The sequence below is a fragment of the Mesorhizobium sp. WSM4807 genome, from assembly GCF_055811615.1.
In genome coordinates this window covers 250,365-270,246 of sequence record NZ_JBVVQY010000002.1, presented here as the reverse complement: position 1 = coordinate 270,246, position 19,882 = coordinate 250,365, and the positions used below count along the sequence as shown (strand labels likewise).

Genomic DNA, 19,882 nt, shown 5'->3' with positions numbered 1-19,882 from the left:
TCGCGCGAAGCCGGTCGGGGCAATCGTATGAAGTAACTGGCCTATGCATTTTGAACCTCAGGTTTCGGAGCAAAACGTGTCGACCCTTGCCAAGACTAGATGTTCGGTATTTGGCTCTGGATATTTTCGTCTCTCCAATTTAATCTTCCGTGTCTTCGGTTCTTATTGTCATATACCGCTTTCGTTCAGGCGTTTTTCTGTAGTTCGGTGGGAGTGTTTCGTTTGTTTCAGCAGCACGCGCGACGGGGCGGGCCGCATTTTGTTGGTTGTGGTCTCGTCGGAGATTCGACGAGAGTCTTCCTCGATGGCGCGACACCGGCTTCCGCATGCCACAGGCCTGTCCGCCTCGGCGCGACCCAAGGACGGACAGGCTCAGCCTCGGCTTACGGCCGGATGTTGTGGTTGACGCAGAAGAGGTTCGCCGGATCGTATTTGCGCTTGACCGCGACGAGCCGCTCATAGTTGGCGCCGTAGGCGGCGCGTACGCGCGCTTCGCCTTCATCATCCATCATGAAGTTGATATAGGCGCCACCATGCGGGTTGTGCTTGTGCACCGCGGCCCAATACTCGCTTGCCCAGCGCCTCAGCTCCGGCGCCTTCATCGGGTCGGGGTCGATGCCGGCGATAACCATGGACCAACGCGCTCGCCGCGGTCCCCAGGCGGTGGCGTCCGGAGCCACTTCCTGGACCGCTCCGTCGATGGGGTACAGATGCATCAGCGACAGCTCGGTCGGGGTCTTCGAGCCGTGCTCGGCATGGGCAGCGATGGCCGCATCGGACAGCTCGTCGACATAATCGCCCTTCCAGTACCACTGCAAGCCCTTCGGCAGCAGCGGATCAAACAGCGCCTGCAGATCGACGAAGGGCATCTGCATCATACCGTCCATCAGAGGCCTGGGAAGCGCGTCGCGCACGGGCTGCATCGCCCGGATGCCGTCCTCCTCCGCGCCGTTGTAGCAACTGATCAGCGCGCAGATGCGCCTTTCCCAGATCTCGCGTGGGAAAGGGTCGCAGGCGGGCACCGTCTTGATGCCGAAGAACATCCCGAGCTCTCGCGGCGCTCCGGGCAGGAAGTCGCGGTACCAGCGCATGATCTCTGCGGCATGTTCGATGTCGAAGAAGATCGGCCCGGCATAGACATCCTTCGCCGGATGCGCCTGAAATGTGAAGCGCGTCACGACGCCGAAGTTGCCGCCGCCGCCGCGCAGCGCCCAGAACAGCTCCGGGTGTTCGTCATCACTTGCCGTCACGACGCTGCCGTCGGCCAGCACGACCTCGGCCGCAAGCAGATTGTCGATGGTGAGGCCGTGTTTGCGCGTTAGATGGCCGGTTCCGCCGCCCAGCGTCAGTCCGGCGATGCCTGTGGTCGAGACGAGGCCCGCCGGCACCGCCAGCCCATGAGCGCTGGTGGCGCGGTCGACATCGCCTTGGGTGCAGCCGGCCTCGACGCGGACCGTGCTGGTCCTGGGATCGATATCGACCCGTTTCATCGGCGACATGTCGATGACCATTCCGCCGTCGCAACTGCCGAAGCCTGGACCGTTGTGGCCGCCGCCGCGAATGGCAAGAAGCAAATGCTTCTCTCGGGCATGATTAACTGCCGCGACGACGTCGGCGACCTCGGCGCAGGGGACGATCCAGCCCGGCCGCTTGTCGATCATAGCGTTGTAGAGCCCGCGAGCCTCTTCATAGGCCGGATGGTTTTGGTCAATAAGGCTCGCGAGGAGCCGGTCGGGGAAATCGTACGAAGTAACTGGCTTATCCATATTGAACCCTCAGGTTTCAGAGCAAGACGCATCGACACTCGCCAAGACTAGATTGTTCATCCTGGGCGCCAGACATTTGCGTTTCGCCGGTTGAATTTACCGCATCTGCGGCTCTTCTTGTCATACACCGCCTTCGTTTCCGACGTTTTTCAGTGGTGCGGTGGGAGTGTTTCGTTTGTTTCAGCGCGCGCGCCATGGCGATGACAGGCGGCATTTTGTGGCTGGTTATGGTCCGGGTCGTTTGCTCGAGCCTTGATATCGGCCGTGCAACCTAGGCCATTCGTGTTTCGGCCGTTTTTCCGGAGGATTGATAGAATTCGTTTTCACGTCAGCGCTGGCGAAGACTCCCACGCGCCGAAACAGTTGAAACAAATCACGCGGCGTCTGAATGTGTGCTGAAACAAAGAGGGTCTAGTATCCGCCGTCGGGAGATCACGTGAACAAAGGGAACGACCATGCGGCCTGATAATCCGGTGCCATCCACACACACAGGCTATGCCCTTTTTGACGCCAACAATGTCCTCGTTGGGAGCAATCCGCAGATATTTGGAAGCCAGCGGCTCAATCGCGGCGAGATGCAGCCGATGGATGCCATTGCCGCAGTCGCCGAAGCCCTCTCACATCTAAAGAGTTTCGACGGCCGCCCCATCGAGCCTGGCAACGCGTTTGTTGAAAGCGCCGCGGCGCGATGGACGCAAATCGACGACGCTCCAGTTGAAGCGGAGACTTTGGATGGCCGGTGGAAGTTGCTCACCGCACATCCTCGGCCTGATGGCGGCATGGCCCTGGTAAGCGTCGACATTACCGAGATGAAGCGAGCGCAGATCGCGCACCGGGAAAACGCGGAGATATTCCGCTGCATCACGGACAGTCACCCGCTGCCCGTTTGGGTGGTGGACGCGGGAAGCGGGCAGATCCTCTACGAAAGCCTCGATGCGTCGAACCTGCTTGGCCGAAAATGGGCCCCGCAAGGGCCGCAATTCCTGACGGATCATTTCGTGAATACTGGCGAATTCGATGAAATCAGTTCTCTCGCCAGCAACACCGACATCGTGCGGGATCACGAAATCCAGCTTAGAAACGCAAGCGGATCGACTGTCTGGTGCTCGACTAACTGCCGTCGCGGCGTTTATGGCGGGCGCCCCTCGCTCATCATCGGGGTATTGGACATCACGGAACGGAAGCAGCGCGAGGATCTGTTCGGTTTCCTGATCAAGCATCATCCGTTGCCGGTATGGATGAACGATGCAAGTTCGGGGGAACTCATCTACCAGAGCAATGCTGCCGAACGGCTGCTTGGATGGAGCAAAAAGGCGCAACGCGAGACGGTGCGGCTCGGCGACTACTTTGTCGACCCCGAGAAACACCGGGAAATCAATCGGGAGCTCATGCAAAAGGGCGTCGTCGAAAATTGCGAGGTGCTTCTTAAAAGACCCGACGGCCAGGAGTTCTGGGCCACGGGCAATCTCAGGATTGTCGAGTTCCAGGGCCGGCGAGTGGTTCTCGCCGGCATCGCCGATGTGACCAAGCAGAAGAAGCGTGACGGCGAAGTCGCCGCGGCGCGGGAGATGCTCGCAGACGCCGTTGAATCACTCTCCGAGGGATTCGCGCTGTACGACGAAGACCACCGCCTGGTCATGTGCAACAGTCTTTACCGGGAGTTGAACCACCCGGTGCGGGATCTCGTTGAACCGGGCGTGGAATGGGGCGAACTCCTTCGCGAATCCGCCAAGCGCGGCGTGTTCCGCAATGCGGTTGGGCGCGAGGATGAGTGGCTCGATGAGCGTATCCAAAGCCGAATTGAGTTCCACTCCCATTTCGAAGTACCCCTCTCCGACGGCAAATGGCACTCGGTATCGATACATCCCACCGATCTTGGCGGCTTCGTCGTAACGCGCGCCGACATCAGCGAGCGCAAGAAGGCCGAGGCTGCCGAGCGCGACGCCACGGCACTGCTGCAAAAGGTGCTCGATGCCTGCCCTTCGCCGATACACATGACCACGATCGAGGGAGAAACGCTCTACCGCAATCCTGCTACCAGAGATCTCTACGCCGACCGTCCTCGAATAACCGACCACTATGTCGATCCAGATTATAGCGCAATATTGGAGCGCACCCTGATCGCAAAGGGCAGGATCGATGATTTTCGGGTCCAGCAGTACGACACCGAGAACAAGGCCTTCTGGGCTTCGATTTCCGCTCGCCTGATCGATTTCCAGGGAAGGCAGGTGATAGTGTCGAACACGACTAATATCACCGACATGATCACCGCCCAGCAAGAAACGCGCAAGGCCAACGAGCGGCTGATCGACGCGATCGAATCTCTGGCCGAAGGGTTTGCTCTCTACGACAGGAACGATTGCCTAGTGCTGGCCAACAGCAGGTACCGCCAGATGCACGCGATAAGCGCGGATGTGCTCGTTCCCGGGGTGAACTGGTTCGATTTCCTCCGCGTGACCGCAGAGCGCAACCAGTTTCCGGTTCCACGGGACAAGATCGACGACTGGCTTGCCGAGAGGGCAAGGGACCGCCGCGAATTCCGGCAACAGGAATTCCGTCATACGGACGGGGGTTGGTTTTTCGTCTCGAACTGTCCGACCCGCGAAGGCGGGTTCGTGGTCACCCGTGTCGACATTACAGAGCGCAAGCGAGCCGAGGAGGCCGCCAAGGAAGCAGATGAAATGGTCCGCAAAGTCCTCGAAGCCTGCCCCGTCAACATCCAGATGACCCGCGCGCATGACGGGAAGCTGCTCTACCGCAGCCCCGCCACCGTTGAGCTGCTCGGCGACGTCACCAGCGCCGTCGACTATTATGTCGATCCTTCAGAGCGGATGCGATACGTTGAGCGGCTGCTCGCGACGGGGCTGGTCGACGATTTCGAAACCCAGCTCAAACGCAAGGACGGTGGAACCTGCTGGTGCTCGGTTTCGTCTCGACTGATCGATTACCACGGTGAGAAGGTGATCGTTTCCCACGCCTACGATCTTACCGACCGTATCGAAATGCAGCAGCAATTGGAGCGACAGCGCGAGACGCTGCACCAGAACGAAAAAATGTCGGCGCTCGGTGGATTGCTGGCGGGGGTTGCGCATGAGCTGAACAACCCGCTCTCGGTGGTGCTTGGCCTGTCATCGCTGTTGAAGGAGACCGCAACGGACGCCAAGGTCGTGGAACGCGCCGACAAGATGAGCAAGGCAGCCGAACGCTGCGCCAGGATCGTCAAGACTTTCCTGGCTATGGCCAGACAGCAGCCGACGCGAACCTCAAACGTTGCGATCGATGACATTATTTCCGAGGCGGTGGAAGTGGCGAGCTATTCGATTCGATCGTCGGACATCGGGCTTTCAGTTCATCTTGAACCTGGTCTTCCCCCGATTTGGGCGGATCCCGATCAGCTTGGCCAGGTGCTGATCAACTTGCTTGTCAATGCAGAACAGGCGCTTCACGGCTGGGAAGGGCGACGGACAATCACGGTTTCAACGCGGCTTCATCCCAAAACCGGCAACATAGTCGTCAGCGTTGCCGACACGGGTCCGGGAATTCCCAAAGAGATACTTCCCCGCATTTTCGAGCCGTTCTTCACGACGAAAGAGATTGGCTCAGGGACCGGGATCGGGCTGTCATTCTGTCATCGGATCGTTCAATCCCATGGAGGAACCATCGAAGTAGAATCCCCCGAGGGGGGTGGCTCGACCTTCATACTTTCGCTGCCTGCTTCGGACCGTATCGAGGAACGAGCCGAAACGGCCGAAGACGAGCTCCCGAATTCAACCGGTATTGCTTGTCTGGTCGTGGACGACGAAGAGGAAGTGGGTGAGCTGGTTGCTGAGGTGCTCAGGCGAGATGGTTTCAAGGTCACCATTGCCAGATCCGGCGAAGAAGCGCTGCTGCACCTCCAGAACCGCACTTTCGCGCTGATCCTGAGCGATCTGAAAATGCCGAACATGGATGGACGGGGATTGTTCAACCAGATTGCCAAGCTTCATCCGGCCGAGCTCGACAGGTTAGCCTTCCTGACGGGGGACACGATCAGCCCAGACGCGCAGATGTTCCTGCGCGCCGCGAAACGGCCCTATCTTGAGAAACCGATCAAACCGAACGAGCTCCGTTCGTTTGTCTCGAATCTGGTCAACAACAATACTTGACAGATCCGTTGATTTGCACGTCACTTCAGGGGCAACTTATATTAGGCTAGTTGCTCGGTGGTCGATTTTGACGACGCACGCACACGTAGTTGTCTGCGATGACGAACCGGATATCCGCGACACGGTGGCGGAATATCTGGAGCATCATGGCTATGCCGTGACGCCGGCCAACGCGGGGCCTGCACTGCGTGAACTTATTGATAGCCAGCACGTCGATGTGGTCATATTGGATATCCGAATGCCAGGTGAGGATGGCCTCTCCCTGGCGCGATATCTACGAGAGCACTCAGACGTTGCCATTATCATGCTGACCGGATCGGCGGAAATCGTCGACCGCGTTGTCGGATTGGAGATTGGCGCCGACGACTATGTCGCGAAGCCCGTCGACCTTCGGGAGCTGCTGGCGCGGGTGAAGGCCGTGCTGCGCAGAACATCGGCGAGCGAACGCGCTGCGGAGAAGTCGAGTACTCCGGGCCCTCACCAGGTCCAGTTCGGCAAGTGCCGCTTCGACCCTGACGAACACAAATTATACAACGCCGAGGGGGTCGAAATAGCGATCACCGCGATGGAGTTCCGGCTTCTGAAAGTATTCAGCGAACATCGCGGACGAGTACTCAACCGTGATCAACTGCTCGAGCTCGCCCATGACCGCGGCTGGGATCCCTTCGATCGCAGCATCGACATTCGCGTTTCGCGCCTGCGGAAGAAAATCGAGGTCGATCCCTCCAAGCCGGAGGTGATCAGGACGATCCGCGGCATGGGTTACCTCTACGCTTGAGCGCGCCGCTGGCTGGTTGGACCAGCGCCTCAGCCCTTTCGGCTTATGCGACTTTGTGGCTCCAGGGGATAGCCCGCTCAAACTTCTGATTTTCGGGATCCAGCTGCGTTGCGTTTCTACTATGACGTGTGGCACTGAAAGGCAGGCGTACCGGCCACGCAGGTCTTTTTTCGACCTGGGATTGTGTGTCGCAACCGGGTTGCGAGGCTGCGACACGTTTCCTGAGCCGACAACGACGCCGGCACCTTAAGCGCGGGTCAGAGCCGTTCGATGCCGAGAAAATCCGGCGCTCCCACCCAGGCGGCCTTGAAGCGCGCATCCATCTCTTCGGCGTCCGCTGTCCCGCCGGTCCTGCGGAAAACCTCGCGCAGGCCCCACAACGCCCAGGCGTTGTTTGGAGTCTGCTCCAGCACGTGCTCGAAGGCTGCCGCGGCCGCCTCGTGCTCACCCATGGCCATGTAGACCGCGCCGAGGGTCTGTCGGACCGGATAATACCAGTAGGCCGGTTCCATATAGGCAAGGCCGTCCTCGATCGCGACCGCCGCCTCAAGCTTATCGCGCGCTTCCCGCAGGTTGCCCTGGTGCTGGGCAATGCGGGCCTCCACGATCAGCGCGCTCAATTCCAGCAAATCCGGCGCCGGAAGTCCTCCCGCCGTTTCCGTGGAAAAGTCGGTCTCGGCGGCGAGCTTGCGGATTGCGGCGGTCTCGGCGCGCGCCGCCTCGCTCGCGCCTTTTGCGGCGAAGGCGACGCCCCGCGCATATCGCCAGGTTGCCTCGACATAAGGCAGGGCGTTTGCCGGCAGCGGCAGCGCGAGTATGACCTCGGGATCGCTGTACTGGGCGTGCGCAAAAAAGGTCGCCGCCTTGATCGGCTGCAGCCCGGCCACCTTTCTGGCCATGGTGTCGGAGACCAGCGATTCGAGCTTTTTGGCCGCCTCGGCGATTGCCTCGACGTCGCCCGCCATCTGTGCTGAGGTCATCAGGAAATGCAGGTTATGCGGATAATAGCCGTCCGTGTAGACACCGGGCGTGCTCTCCGGCGCTATGCCGACACGCTCGAAATAGGCCTCGTCCGCTGCCACCGCCTCGCGGTTGATCTCCAGGCTGTCGATCCACCGGCCGACCTGGTGATAGATGTGCGCTGGCATGTGCACGATGTGTCCGGCGCCGGGCATGAGGGCGGCAAGCCGGTCGGCATGGGCTTCGGCCCTTTCCGGCGTCGCGGATGCTTCGACGGCATGGATATAGAGATGGATCGCGCCGGCATGATCCGGTTTGCGCGCCAGAACCCGCTCCAACGAGGCCACAAGCTTGACCGTGTCCGGCTTTGGCGTTGCTCCGCCGTCAAGCCAGTAGTCCCACGGCATCAGGTTCATAAGCGCGTCAGCGTAGAGCGTGGCGATCTCGTCGTCCTGCGGATGGCGGTCTGCCAGTTCCGCCATCGCCGCGGCATAGGCCTGGTTCAGGGCACCCTGATCGGCCGAAGTATCGGCGCTGTAGCGCTTGGAGAGCGCGGCGATAAGATTCTTTTCCCGGCTGGAGGCGAGGTGCGCTAGCTTGCGCGCCTGCGCGACGGCTTCGGCGGCGTTCGCGGCCGCCTCCTGGCCCATGCTGGCGTTGATGTTGGGGCCGAGCACGTAGGCCTCGCCCCAGAAACACATGGCGCAGGTCGGGTCCAGCTTCTGCGCGGCCCTGAAAGCGCGCTGCGCTTCGGCGTGGTTGAACGCCCACGCCCAGCGCAGGCCCTGGTCGAAATAGGCCTGCGCCAGCGGGTTGGTAGTGGTGACAGGGTAGGAATGACTGCCGAGGTTTTCGAACAGCGGAACGCTTGTCGAATCCGCTGCAACCGCCGCCTTGGCCTGGCGATACGGAACGCCCGTTTCATGGGCATTGGCGGCGGGCGCCGCCAGAAGGGCGGCCGCGCTCGCACAGGCCAGTAGCGGGAGCCTAAATGAAAGTTTCATGGTTCAGCCCGCCTTGTCTTCTTGGCCGCGCTTCAAGCCGCGGACCACCAAACCAATCTCGGACCGGCTGATCCCGATGTCCCTCAGGAAGGCATCGTCCATCGCCGCAAGCGTCCGTTCCGCCATACGGTGAACCCGGTAGTCCCGGAAAGAGCGGTAAGCTGCTCGCATTATCGACATTGCAACACTCCATTGATTGGCGCCGCGGGTGCAGCGATGCCATTGCATTTAAACCATCCCTGTTTCAGGCGTTTTTCCACGCCGAACGCGAAGTGTTTCGTTTGTTTCAGCGCCGGGGAGCGCTTTCCGCGCGGTGTGGACTGCGAGCTGCCAGAGTCGCGCGGGAAACCGCCTTCTTTCCTGGCGCTGGATAGTGAAACCGGCGTCCGAGATCAGCCACGCTGGCTCGCGCGTCAGATGGCAGCAACGGGACACCGATCTAATTGCCGATTATCTGCTGCCTCGCTAATGTTAGGGGTAGCCATGACATTAGCCGCAATCGATCGTCTGTGGTCGGGCCCGACCAGGGGCCCCGTCTTGGTCGGGCCAATATGCGGCTGTCAAACTTAGAGCGCTGGGCTGACATCGGCACGTTGCCGTACCCGGAGATGAATATGATCGGCATGTCTGCCCGCCCGACAGCCGTCGTTCGTTCGTTGCTGCTCAAGGTAAACAACGGTCACGGCCTGCCGTTGGGCGGCAAGGGCCCTAGCGGTCGGGTTTGAGCCGTACACGTCGTCAGCGAACCCTGTAGAACGGATTCGGCAGCAGGAACAGCTTCTCGGCGTGTCCCCCGAACAGGTCGGATGGCTGGTCACCGACATTGGCAATGATCGTGTAGCCGGCCTTTTCGATTTCGGCTCTTACGGGTGCCTTGAAATCAGCGGCGGAACCATATTTGGCTCCCGGCTGGACCATATAAAGTTGCTCATAGCCGGCATAGCCCGCCGATTGCAGGTTCTGTTCGGTCGCCTGACGCTGGTCCTCCGGACGTCCGGTGATGAAGAATACTGCGACTTTTGCCGTTCGCGCCTGCCGGAAGACCTCCAGCACAGGGTCGATGGCCGGATCCTTCGCGAGCTGGTCCCAGGCGGCCCAGCCACAGGGACCGTCGATTGCGATGTCGCAGGCGCCGCCGATCGGGCGGCCGAAATTGTCACGTGTGATCACTTCCCAGTTGGCCAAAGCCGTCTCGTCGATATCGAGCACCAGTGCGGGGCGAGGCACCTCCATTGCGCGTTCGACGACCCAATCGCCGGCCTGCTTCGCCACGGCGGCAAGGTCGCGATCATATGCGCCGGAATCATGATAACTGGCGGCCGCCAGCATTGCGTCGCCGACGTTGGCTGGCTGAGACGGGCTTGTGAGAAGGAGCGAGCCGTCGGCACGCGCCGACCCAGGCACATTTGTGCCAATCATCAGCACGATTGCCCCGACGGCCGCACCACGCGCAATTCTATTCCAACTAATCGTCTGCATCACGAGACCTTGCGGTCGCGAGAAGTCCTCTGTCAAGCGAGGCAAGGCACAGGTCCTCGAAACTGAGCGATGTCGGCAAGTGCCCCAATAGCGGTCTTTCGGGGTGCTTGAGGTGAACGCTAGAAGTTGACCTCGCGAGAACTACCACCAACGCTCTTGAAGACAGGTTCGGGGTACCGACGGCGAGATGGTTTAGACCCGCTCCGGAGAGGTGCTCGCAGTGGATACTCCGGACTGGACTCCACACGCTCGTGCGCGGCGGAGAACGTTGAATGGCGCGACATTCCGCGAATGACTGCCCCATTACCGCCGATTGCCGCGCCGAGCCGTCAAGGACGCGATCGTCCGCATGGCAAGGGGTCGCAGCTTTGGCGCGATGCCGTTCAGCGGGCACCGCGGTGGAACGATCGCGGTGCCGTTAGTCTGTACCCGCACCCTAGCAGTTCGCCCCAGTCTGCGGATCGCACGCCTTGTTTTCTTGCTTCTGTGGCTTGGGTTCGGTCGCCTGCTCGGGCTCGGCCTGCTGCTGCTCGGCGGCAGGCTGCTCCTTGGCTTTCCGCTTCTCAGGCTTGGCCGCCTGTTCCGGCTCGGCCTGCTGCTGCTCGGCGGCAGGCTGCTCCTTGGCCTTCCGCTTCTTAGGCTTGGCCGCCTGCTCCGGCTCGGCCTGCTGCTGCTCGGCGGCAGGCTGCTCCTTGGCCTTCGGCTTCTTAGGCTTGGCCGCCTGTTCCGGCTCGGCCTGCTGCTGCTCGGCGGCAGGCTGCTCCTTGGCCTTCGGCTTCTCAGGCTTGGCCGCCTGGTCCGGCTCGGCCTGCTGCTGCTCAACGGCAGGCTGCTCCTTGGCCTTCGGCTTCTCAGGCTTGGCCGCCTGGTCCGGCTCGGCCTGCTGCTGCTCAACGGTCGGTTGCTCCTCGCTCGTCGGCTTCTCAGGCTTGGCGGTCTCTTCCGGCTCAACCTCTTCGCCGGTCGCCGGCGCCTGTTCGGTCGTTGCTGCGCCTTCGGTCGGCTTCGATTTCCGGCCTGCCTGGACCTGCTTCACCTCCTCGATGTCTTTGAGCTCAGCTGGTTTGGCATCGGGATCGGCTTTCACTTCACCTTCAAAGACCGTGACCGTATTGTTTTCCAATTTGCCGGCCTGCTCGGGCGTCTCGGTCTCGCTGACCTCGACGACAGTCACCTCCTGGCTCGTCTCTTTCTCGATCACATCAACATCAATGACTTTGTTGATCACCACGTTGTTCTGGATCGTCACGTCTGCGGCCGGCTCGGCCGCTTCGACAATGCGCACAAACTCCGGCTCATCACGGATAACGACGACGGAAATGTCCTCAGCAAGGAATTCGCGGGTGGGGACCACGACCCAGTAAAAATCCGGCGTGGTGTCGAAGGTCACCTCGATTGAAATCAAATCGGGATCGCGGCGCGGCGGCAGCGGAGCCCAGATGATGTGCTCCCTTTCACGCCGCCAGCTCACCCATGCTGGCGCCCAACGAGTGCCGGGAACCCAGTACCAGCCGATGTCGTCGGCATAGCCCCACCGGCCGTAATGGTAGGTCGCCCAGCCGAACGGCTCATCGGACACCCAGAGCCAGCCATACTGCTCGGTATAGACCCAGTGTCCAATGGTATACGGACGCCAATCGTCAGGGACATCAACCGGGACGAAAACGGTCGCTCCCCGGTACGAAACCCAATCACCGTGGGAAGACAGGTCGTCATAGAATGTGCTGATCGAAATGGAAACATCGGTGGCAGCCCTTGCCTCGGACACAAGCGACAATGGCGCAACCGGGTTGGGAATCTCGACGACCGTAAGCAGACAGGCGGTCACGCCGCCCAGCATCAGTCGTACCGCATTTTGTGCAAGGACGCGTTTCATTCTGGTCTTCCTCCGAAACAGATCGCCCTTCATCTTGAAAACTCACCGGCTGTCGGATTGTTCCACTTGCTAATGTTGCCGCATCTGCCCAAACCCACCGCCCAAGAGGCCTAGAATGAGGAATTGATGCTCCGCCCCCGTCCCTCGGTAAGCCGCCACATGCCCGTCAGCGGAGTCCCCTGCCGCGCAGACAGGGCCTCGCTCGCCCGCCACTTACAGAGCACATGCTCGTCGGTTCAGGTACAAGCTCCAGGGTTTCGGCATCTCGAGCGGCGGCCAAGGTTGTACCTCTTGTCTCTTTGGCATCCCGAACAGGCGTCCGGCCGAACAGACGACCATATTCCCGGGTGAACTGCGACACGCTTTCGTAGCCGACCGGGAACGCTGCGCCGCTCGCAGTCCCGCGACAGAATGAGCCGCCTCGCCTCAATGAGGCGCAACTGTTTCTGGAACTGCAGAGGAGAGAGCGAGGTGCCTGGTGAACATCTGCCTCCGCGCATCCAAAAACATCGATAATGCCGCGAGACCAACTGGCGCACGGATCGAGCCGACGAATTCTCATTGAGCGAAACGGCTAGGGCAGGCGACGACGGATAGCAGCAGTCCGGGCGCAAACGCGGCGTCCCGCAGCCGTCACTTTGCGGAGTCACCGCGCGTCGCCACCGCGTCCTTGACGGCATTGGCGAGGTTGGCGAGGATTCTCCATTCCTGCTTGAGACCTTCGAGCGTCGCCTCAAATGAACGAGTGCGGGTAGCTCGGGCACCGGCATGGCTTGCGACAGCCTGCGAATAGAGCTCGACGGTCTGCTGCGCGGTCGAGGATCGTGCATAGGAGGCCGCAGTCTGTCTGGCTTCTTCTTGCAATGCCGCTCGGCCCGGCGCAGTGATCGCGCGGACTCTGGCGAGAGCCTTGGAGAATTGGCCTGGGGACGCATCGGCTGACAGGAGATAGCCGTTCTTTCCGTTGCGTACCACCTCACGGACTCCAGGTTCATTAAGCCCAACGACGGGAACGCCGGTCGCCATCGCCTCGACAAGCACAAGACCTTGGGTTTCGGAACGCGACGAGAAGGCAAAGACGTCCATGGCGGCATAGACGTCGGCCAGTTCGGCGCCTTCGACCACGCCTAGCAGATGGCATCTGTCCTGAAGACCCGCCTCGTCCAGCATTCGGCGCATTTCGGACGCTGACGCACCGTCGCCGGCGGCAACAAAATGCGCGCGCTCATTTTGCGAAAGAAACAGGCAAACTGCTTCAGTGAGGTAAGTCAGGTTCTTCTCCGGCGCCAGCCGGCCTACGTGCCCGACGATGAAATCGGTTTCCGCTAGTCCCAACCGGCTCCGCAATCTCAGCCGATCTCCTTCGGCGAACCTGGCCAAGTCGATCCCGGTCGGGATTATGGTGATCGGTTTGGTGACATCGTGGTGGCGCAAGAGGTCGGCAATGCTGCCAGTTGGAGCGATGATATGCTCGCACAGATCGCAGTAGCCAGCCGCGAGGCTGAGCACGAGCCGTTGGAGGACCGGTGCATCCTGCGCAACGTAGTGGCCGTAGAGTTCGTAGCGGGTGTGATAGGTAAATATCGTCGGCAACGCTCGCGAAGCCGCGATGCGAAGGGCGGTGTCGCCGAGAAGAAACGGGTGGTGCGAATGGACGATATCCGGTTCGAAGGCGTTCAGTGTCTTCTCAAGGGAGCGGGTGAACGGGATCGGCACTGAAAAATCGCTCCCGTTAAAATTCTGGATCGCCGGGACGCGGAGGATATCGCTTTCTGATCGCGCTGCTTCCGCATAGTCCGGCGCGACGATCAGGACTGCATGCCCCAACTCACGCAGCATCTCCGACAACGACGCAACGCTGTGTGCAACGCCGCCGACATGCGGGGTGAATGTGTTGGTAAACATCACGATGTTCATGCAAGGCCTGCCGCGTCTGTCGATCGCAGGGACGCGGCCTCAAAGAAATCGCCGTGTCCAGATTCTCGGGCCGGCGACGACCAGGCGGCAGGCTCGGTAGCACTCGGGCCAAGTCTCGACCTTGCCCTCAAGATCCACCTTATCATCCTGAACGCTAACGCGGATAGCCTGAGCTTCCGTTTCGGCCTCGCGCTTCAGCGCTGCCTCGTGTGTTTCTTGATGCAGGATACCCGAGGGACGTGTCTTTCACCCACCTCCTGCTGCAGTCCTCACCGGAAGCGCTATGCGCTCAAGCGAAACCGTGTGACGTCGATGGCCGCGGCCATCAGCGTCTGCGTGTAGGTAGCTTGCGGATTGCTGAAGATCGCCTCGGTCGGCCCTTCCTCGACGATCTTGCCCTGCTTCATGACGATGATATAGTCGGCCATGGCGCGCACGACGGCGAGATCGTGGCTGATGAATAGGTAGGACAGTTCATGATCGGCCTGCAGCTTGCGCAGCAGTTCGACGATCTGTTTCTGGACGGAGCGGTCGAGCGCCGACGTCGGCTCGTCGAGGACGACCACTTTGGGCTTGAGGATCATCGCCCGCGCGATGGCGATGCGCTGGCGCTGGCCGCCGGAGAATTCGTGCGGGTAGCGATTGCGCGCATTCGGATCGAGCCCGACCTCGCCTAAGGCCTCGACCGCGCGCAGGTCGCGTTGCCTTCCCGACAGGGTCGGCTCATGCACCAGAAGTCCTTCGGTGATGACCTGGCCGACGGTCATGCGCGGCGACAGCGAACCGAACGGGTCCTGGAAGACCAGCTGCAATTCGCGCCGCAGCGGCCGCATGGCCTGACGGTCGGCGGCGGAAATATCGCGATCGCCAAAGCGGATGAGGCCGTCGGTTGGCAGCAGCCGCAGCAAGGCCCGGCCGAGCGTCGATTTTCCCGAACCCGATTCGCCGACGATGCCGATGGTCTGGTTTCGTTTCAGCCGGATCGAAATGCGATCGACTGCGCGCAGGATCAGCGGCTCGCCGGCGAGAAACCCGCCGCCGATCTTGAAGGTCACTTCGACATTTCTGCCTTCTAGCAGAACGGGCGCATTTGGCGGTGGCGGCGCCTTGGTTCCGGTCGGCTCGGCGGCCAACAGCATCTTGGTATAGGCATGCTGCGGGTTGACGAAGATTGCTTCCGCCTCGCCCTCCTCCACGACTTCGCCATAGCGCATGACATAGACGCGGTCGGCAAAGCGCCGGACAATGCCGAGATCGTGGGTGATGAAGACGATCGCCATGCCGAGCTTGCGCTGCAGTTCGGCAAGCAGCATGAGGATCTGCGCCTGGATCGTCACGTCGAGCGCCGTCGTGGGCTCGTCGGCGATCAGAATGTCGGGATCGTTGGCCAGCGCCATGGCGATCATCACCCGCTGTCGCTGGCCACCCGACATTTCGTGCGGATAGGATTTCATCCGCCGCTCGGGATCGGGAATATGGACCAGACGCAAAAGCTTGAGCGCCTCTTCGCGTGCCTCGGCGGCGCCAAGCCCGCGATGCCGGCGGATCGGTTCGATCAGCTGATTGCCGATCGAATAGAGCGGATCGAGCGAGGTCATCGGCTCCTGGAAGATCATGCTGATCTTGCGGCCGCGGATCTGATTGAGCTCGGACTTGCTCAGGGTCAGAAGGTTGCGGCCGCGATAGTCGACGACGCCTGTCGCCTCGCCGTTCGAGGCCAGCAGGCTCATCGCCGCCATCATCGTCTGGCTCTTGCCGGAACCGGATTCGCCGACCACCGCAACGGTTTCGCCTGCATTGACGTGGATGTTGATGCCTTTGACGGCTTCGACCGCGCCATCGAGCGTTCGGAAGCGGACCCGAAGGTCTTTGACGCTGAGGATCGTTTCGGAAGCGACCATCTCAACGATCCCTGGGGTCGAGCGCATCGCGCAGGCCGTCACCGACGAAATTCAACGCGAACAGCGTCGAAACAAGAAAGAAAGCAGGGAACAAGAGCAGCCAGTTGGCGGTGCCGATGTTCTTGGCGCCGGTCGAGATCAGCACGCCCCAGCTGGTCATCGGTTCCTGCACTCCGAGCCCGAGGAAGGACAGGAAACTCTCCAGGATGATGACATGCGGCACCAGCAGCGTCATGTAGATGACCACCGGGCCAAGCAGATTGGGAATGACGTGGCGGATCAGGATGCCGCGCTGGCCGATGCCCATCGCCTCAGCCGCCTGGACATATTCCTGCCGCCGGATCGATAGCGCCTGACCGCGCACGATGCGCGCCATGTCGAGCCACAGCACGGCGCCGACCGCCAGGAACATCAGCACGAAGTTCCGGCCGAAGAACACCACCAGCATGATGACGAAAAAGATGAACGGCAGCGAATAAAGCACATCGACGATGCGCATCATCACCTCGTCGACCTTGCCGCCGGCAAGGCCGGCCGTAGCGCCGTAGAGCACGCCGATGACGCCGGCGACGACCCCGGCGAGCAGGCCGATGGCCAGCGAGATGCGCCCGGCCATCAGCGTCCGCGACAGGAGATCGCGGCCGGTATTGTCGGTGCCGAACAGGAAATATTGCTGCCTGATCGAAGCGCTCATCACCGCTTCAAGGCCGTCAGGCGATTTACCCTCGATCTTTGTGTCATCGAAGGCATCCGAACGGTCGAGGTAGCGGACATTGCGGTCGTCGATCGGCTTGGGCGATGTGACGGTGACGAAGATGCGGTTGCCTTCCTGCCGCCACTCCTTAATGTCGACACGCATGCGCTTGATCGCCTCATTGAGCGCGGTTTCGATCATGTCGGCCTTCGGATAGGCCGAGAAGCTCGGCGGCGTGCGCACATGGTCGGCGTAGATGGTGGTGTATCGATGCGGCAGCAAAGACGGCCCGAACACGCTGATGACAGCGATGAAGGCAAGATAATACAGGCTGAACATGGCGGCGCGATTGGCCTTGAGCCGTGCCCAGGCATCGCCCCACAGGGAGCGGCCGACGACGGCCGGAGCGGTGGCTGCGATGTCAGTCATAGCGCACCCTCGGATCGACGAAGGCATACATGACGTCGACGATCAGGTTGAAGACGATGGTGAACAGCGCGATCACCACCACAGTGCCCATGACCAGCGTGTAGTCGCGGTTGAGCGCGGCATCGACGAAATAGCGGCCGATGCCGGGAATGGAAAAGATCGTCTCGACGATGATCGAACCGGTGAGGAGCGCGGCAGCCGCCGGGCCGGTGAAGGAGACGATCGGCAGTATGGCGCCGCGCAGCGCATGCTTGACGATGACCGACCAGTCCGACAGGCCGAGCGCGCGTGCGGTGCGGATGTGGTGAGAGCGCAACGATTCGATCATCGAGCCGCGCATCAGGCGGGCAACGATGGCGATCTGCGGCAAGGCGAGCGTCAGTACCGGCCCGACCTTGTTGAGCAGGGCGCCATCGCCCCAGCCGCCGATCGGCAGCAGCTTCCAGGTCAGACCGAACAAAAGCTGGATCACCGGGGCGATGACGAAGGTCGGGATGGTGCTGCCGGCGGCGGCCAGCGCGATCACCGAATAGTCGGCAAGCTTGTTCTGGTTGAGCGCGGCAACAGTGCCGAGGAGGCCGCCGAGCAGCAGTGCCAGGACGAGGGCCGAGGCGCCGATCTGGATTGAAACGGGCAGGCCCCTGGCAAACAATTCGGTGACGGTGAAATCCGGCATGTTGTAGCTCGGACCGAAATTGCCGCGCAGCAGATTGCCGAGATAGTGGACATATTGCAGCCAGAGCGGGTCGTTGAGGCCGAACTGCGCTTCAAGATTGGCCTTGATCTCGGGGCTCAGGCCCCGCTCCTGATTGAACGGGCCGCCCGGCGCGACACGTATCAGGAAGAACGCCATGGTCACGATGACGAACAGCGTCGGGATGGCGGTCAGGAGCCGCCGGAATACGTATCGCAGCATCGGTTCCCCGCTTGACCTAGAGCGACGTGCGTCCACTTGGACGCACAAAGTACGCTCTAGCGCTTCAATCTTCGCATCGTGCTTCCCGAAAATCGATTCGGATTTTCGGGCCGATGCGATGGCAAACCGGAGCCGCCGCCCCTAACGCATGACCCGAACCGAAGGTTCCGAAAGGATCACGCGCAAAATCAAGGCGTTACAGCGCCCTGTGCGCGTCCCGAAGGACGCGCGGCGCTGTAAAGGAGCGGCAGTCCGGCCAAGGAGATCAGTCCTTGGAGATGAAGCGGGACGGATGCACGTCCATAACGTTATCCTCGAAGCCATGAAGCTTCGGAGATACGATATCCTTGTAGCTATAGTAGAGAAGCGGGATGTTGCCGACCTCGTCGACGAGGATGCGCTCGGCCTCGGCGAGTTCTTTCATGCGCTCTTCGGGCTTGCCGCCGGCGGCGGCAGCCTCGTCCATAGCCTTCTCGAATTCCGGGCTGTTGTAGCCCGAATAGTTGTTGCCGCTTGCCTTGCGGGAGATGCCGAGGAAGGTTTCCGGATCCTTGTAATCCGCAATCCAGCCGGCACGCGCCACGTCGTAGTCGCCCTTCTGCTCAAGGAAGGAGTAGTGGGTCTTGGTGTCGGTGTTGAGCAGCGTGACTTCGACTCCGAGCGGCTTCAACTGCTCCTGGATGGCGACCGCAGTGTTCTTGTGGTTTTCCGACGTGTTGTAGCGGATTTCCATCTTCAGCGGTTTCTCGGGCGTATAGCCAAGCTTCTCGAGTACCTTCTTGGCCTCATCCTCGCGGTCGATCTGCGACATCTCCGCGTATTTGGCCAATGCCGGCGTATAGCCCTCAATGCCTGGAGGCACCATCGAATAGCCGGGCAGCATTGAGTTCTGCCAGACCTTTTCGGCAAGGAAATCGCGGTCGACTGCCATGGAGATGGCATTGCGCAGTTCGACGTTGTCCCACGGGGCCTTGTCGGTCTTGATCGCAAAATAGTAGGTGCCGAGGTAAGGCCCGACGCGAATCTGATCGCCAAACTTGGCCTTGAGGTCGGCAAGCTGCTCGGTCGGGAGGTCGTCGTAGCTGTCGAGTTCGCCGGCCTCGAAGCGCTTCATCGCCGACGAACGATCTTCGGTCGGGATGTAGTTGACGACGTCGAGCTTGACGCTTGCAGCATCCCAGAATTTCGGATTCTTGACCAGTTTGATGTGGTCATTGGGAACCCACTCCGCCAGTGTAAAGGCGCCGTTCGAGACCAAATTGCCCGGCTTGATCCAATCGGCGCCGAGCTTGTCAATGGAGGCCTTGCTGACCGGAAAAGTCGCCTGGTGGGTCAGCATTTCGAGGAAATAGGGCGTGGGCGCCTTCAGCGTCACTTCCAGAGTATTTGCGTCGATTGCCTTGACGCCCATCTCCTCGGGCTTGGCGTTCTTGGTGTTCACCTCCTCGGCGTTCTTCACGGGATAGAGCATCGAGGCGTATTCGGCGCCGGTGGCCGGATCTTCCAGCCGATGGAAAGCGTAGACGAAGTCATCTGCCGTCACCGGAGCGCCATCCGACCAGACGGCGTCCTTGCGCAGCTTGAAGGTGTAGACGGTGCCGTCGTCCGATACTGTCCAACTTTCGGCGGCGCCCGGGATGAGGTTCGCCTTTGCGTCCTGCATGGTCAGCCCCTGAAACAGGTCACGCAAAACATTGGCTTCGTAGATTGTCGAGGTCTTGTGCGGGTCGAGCGACTCCGATTCGGCGGCGCTGCCGCGGTTATAGACGACCTCGGCGAAGGCCGGCGCGTAGAACGTGCCGGCGGCCAAGGCCATGGTTGTGGCGAACACCGTCGCCTTCAGCATGTTTTTCAGCATGAAGTTCTCCCTGTCGAGGCGGCCCTTTAGCTACGCCTCTTGAGTGTTGACGCCCCGAAACCGATTAGATGGTCCCTTTGAGCGCGCCGCCGGTTCCCTCTCCGGCAGCTGGTGGCCAAACAGTAACGTGGCAATTTTTTATTTCAACAGACTCGTGAG

At 61.0% G+C, this 19,882-nt stretch carries 12 protein-coding genes and 1 pseudogene; 2 read left to right on the top strand and 11 right to left on the bottom strand.

Features of this window, described 5'->3' with window-relative positions; all coding sequences use genetic code 11:
• Window positions 1–383 precede the first annotated feature (383 nt).
• Window positions 384–1,766 (bottom strand): FAD-binding oxidoreductase, encoded by a 1,383-nt coding sequence (locus tag AC0L3N_RS03550; protein ID WP_473545642.1) that lies wholly within the window; start codon window positions 1,764–1,766, stop codon window positions 384–386.
• A 455-nt stretch (window positions 1,767–2,221) separates the two neighbouring features.
• On the opposite strand from AC0L3N_RS03550, the gene AC0L3N_RS03545 reads away from it, so the two are divergent.
• On the top strand, window positions 2,222–5,911 hold the full coding sequence (locus AC0L3N_RS03545; RefSeq protein ID WP_473545640.1) for a PAS-domain containing protein: 3,690 nt from the start codon (window positions 2,222–2,224) through the stop codon (window positions 5,909–5,911).
• Window positions 5,912–5,978: 67 nt separating this feature from the next.
• Window positions 5,979–6,689 carry a response regulator gene (locus tag AC0L3N_RS03540; protein ID WP_123147188.1) on the top strand — a complete coding sequence of 237 codons (711 nt, stop codon included), beginning with the start codon at window positions 5,979–5,981 and terminating at the stop codon, window positions 6,687–6,689.
• 257 nt (window positions 6,690–6,946) lie between these two features.
• Here the strand turns inward: AC0L3N_RS03540 and AC0L3N_RS03535 are convergent, their stop codons facing one another.
• From AC0L3N_RS03535 to AC0L3N_RS03490, 10 genes and pseudogenes are all read right to left on the bottom strand, one after another.
• Window positions 6,947–8,653 (bottom strand): tetratricopeptide repeat protein, encoded by a 1,707-nt coding sequence (locus tag AC0L3N_RS03535; protein WP_473545638.1) that lies wholly within the window; start codon window positions 8,651–8,653, stop codon window positions 6,947–6,949.
• Between the two features lie 3 nt (window positions 8,654–8,656).
• Complete coding sequence (locus AC0L3N_RS03530; protein WP_244602675.1) at window positions 8,657–8,881, bottom strand: YjiS-like domain-containing protein; 225 nt, start codon at window positions 8,879–8,881, stop codon at window positions 8,657–8,659.
• Between the two features lie 510 nt (window positions 8,882–9,391).
• Entirely contained in the window at window positions 9,392–10,072 is a 681-nt protein-coding gene (locus tag AC0L3N_RS03525) for an HAD family acid phosphatase (protein ID WP_123147185.1), read from the bottom strand.
• A gap of 496 nt (window positions 10,073–10,568) precedes the next feature.
• Window positions 10,569–12,041, bottom strand: a complete 1,473-nt coding sequence (locus AC0L3N_RS03520; RefSeq protein ID WP_473545635.1) for a DUF6600 domain-containing protein — start codon at window positions 12,039–12,041, stop codon at window positions 10,569–10,571.
• 238 nt (window positions 12,042–12,279) lie between these two features.
• Window positions 12,280–12,481, bottom strand: a pseudogene (locus AC0L3N_RS03515) (helix-turn-helix domain-containing protein); the annotation flags it as partial.
• A gap of 160 nt (window positions 12,482–12,641) precedes the next feature.
• A complete protein-coding gene (locus AC0L3N_RS03510) occupies window positions 12,642–13,925 on the bottom strand; it encodes a glycosyltransferase (RefSeq protein WP_473545633.1) in 1,284 nt (427 codons plus the stop codon).
• A 281-nt stretch (window positions 13,926–14,206) separates the two neighbouring features.
• A complete protein-coding gene (locus AC0L3N_RS03505; protein ID WP_123147497.1) occupies window positions 14,207–15,826 on the bottom strand; it encodes an ABC transporter ATP-binding protein in 1,620 nt (539 codons plus the stop codon).
• A 1-nt stretch (window position 15,827) separates the two neighbouring features.
• A complete protein-coding gene (locus AC0L3N_RS03500) occupies window positions 15,828–16,949 on the bottom strand; it encodes an ABC transporter permease (RefSeq protein ID WP_123147181.1) in 1,122 nt (373 codons plus the stop codon).
• On the bottom strand, window positions 16,942–17,865 hold the full coding sequence (locus AC0L3N_RS03495) for an ABC transporter permease subunit (protein ID WP_123147180.1): 924 nt from the start codon (window positions 17,863–17,865) through the stop codon (window positions 16,942–16,944). The genes AC0L3N_RS03500 and AC0L3N_RS03495 overlap by 8 nt, the downstream gene beginning before the upstream one ends.
• A gap of 265 nt (window positions 17,866–18,130) precedes the next feature.
• A complete protein-coding gene (locus AC0L3N_RS03490) occupies window positions 18,131–19,723 on the bottom strand; it encodes a peptide ABC transporter substrate-binding protein (protein ID WP_123147179.1) in 1,593 nt (530 codons plus the stop codon).
• Window positions 19,724–19,882 lie beyond the last annotated feature (159 nt).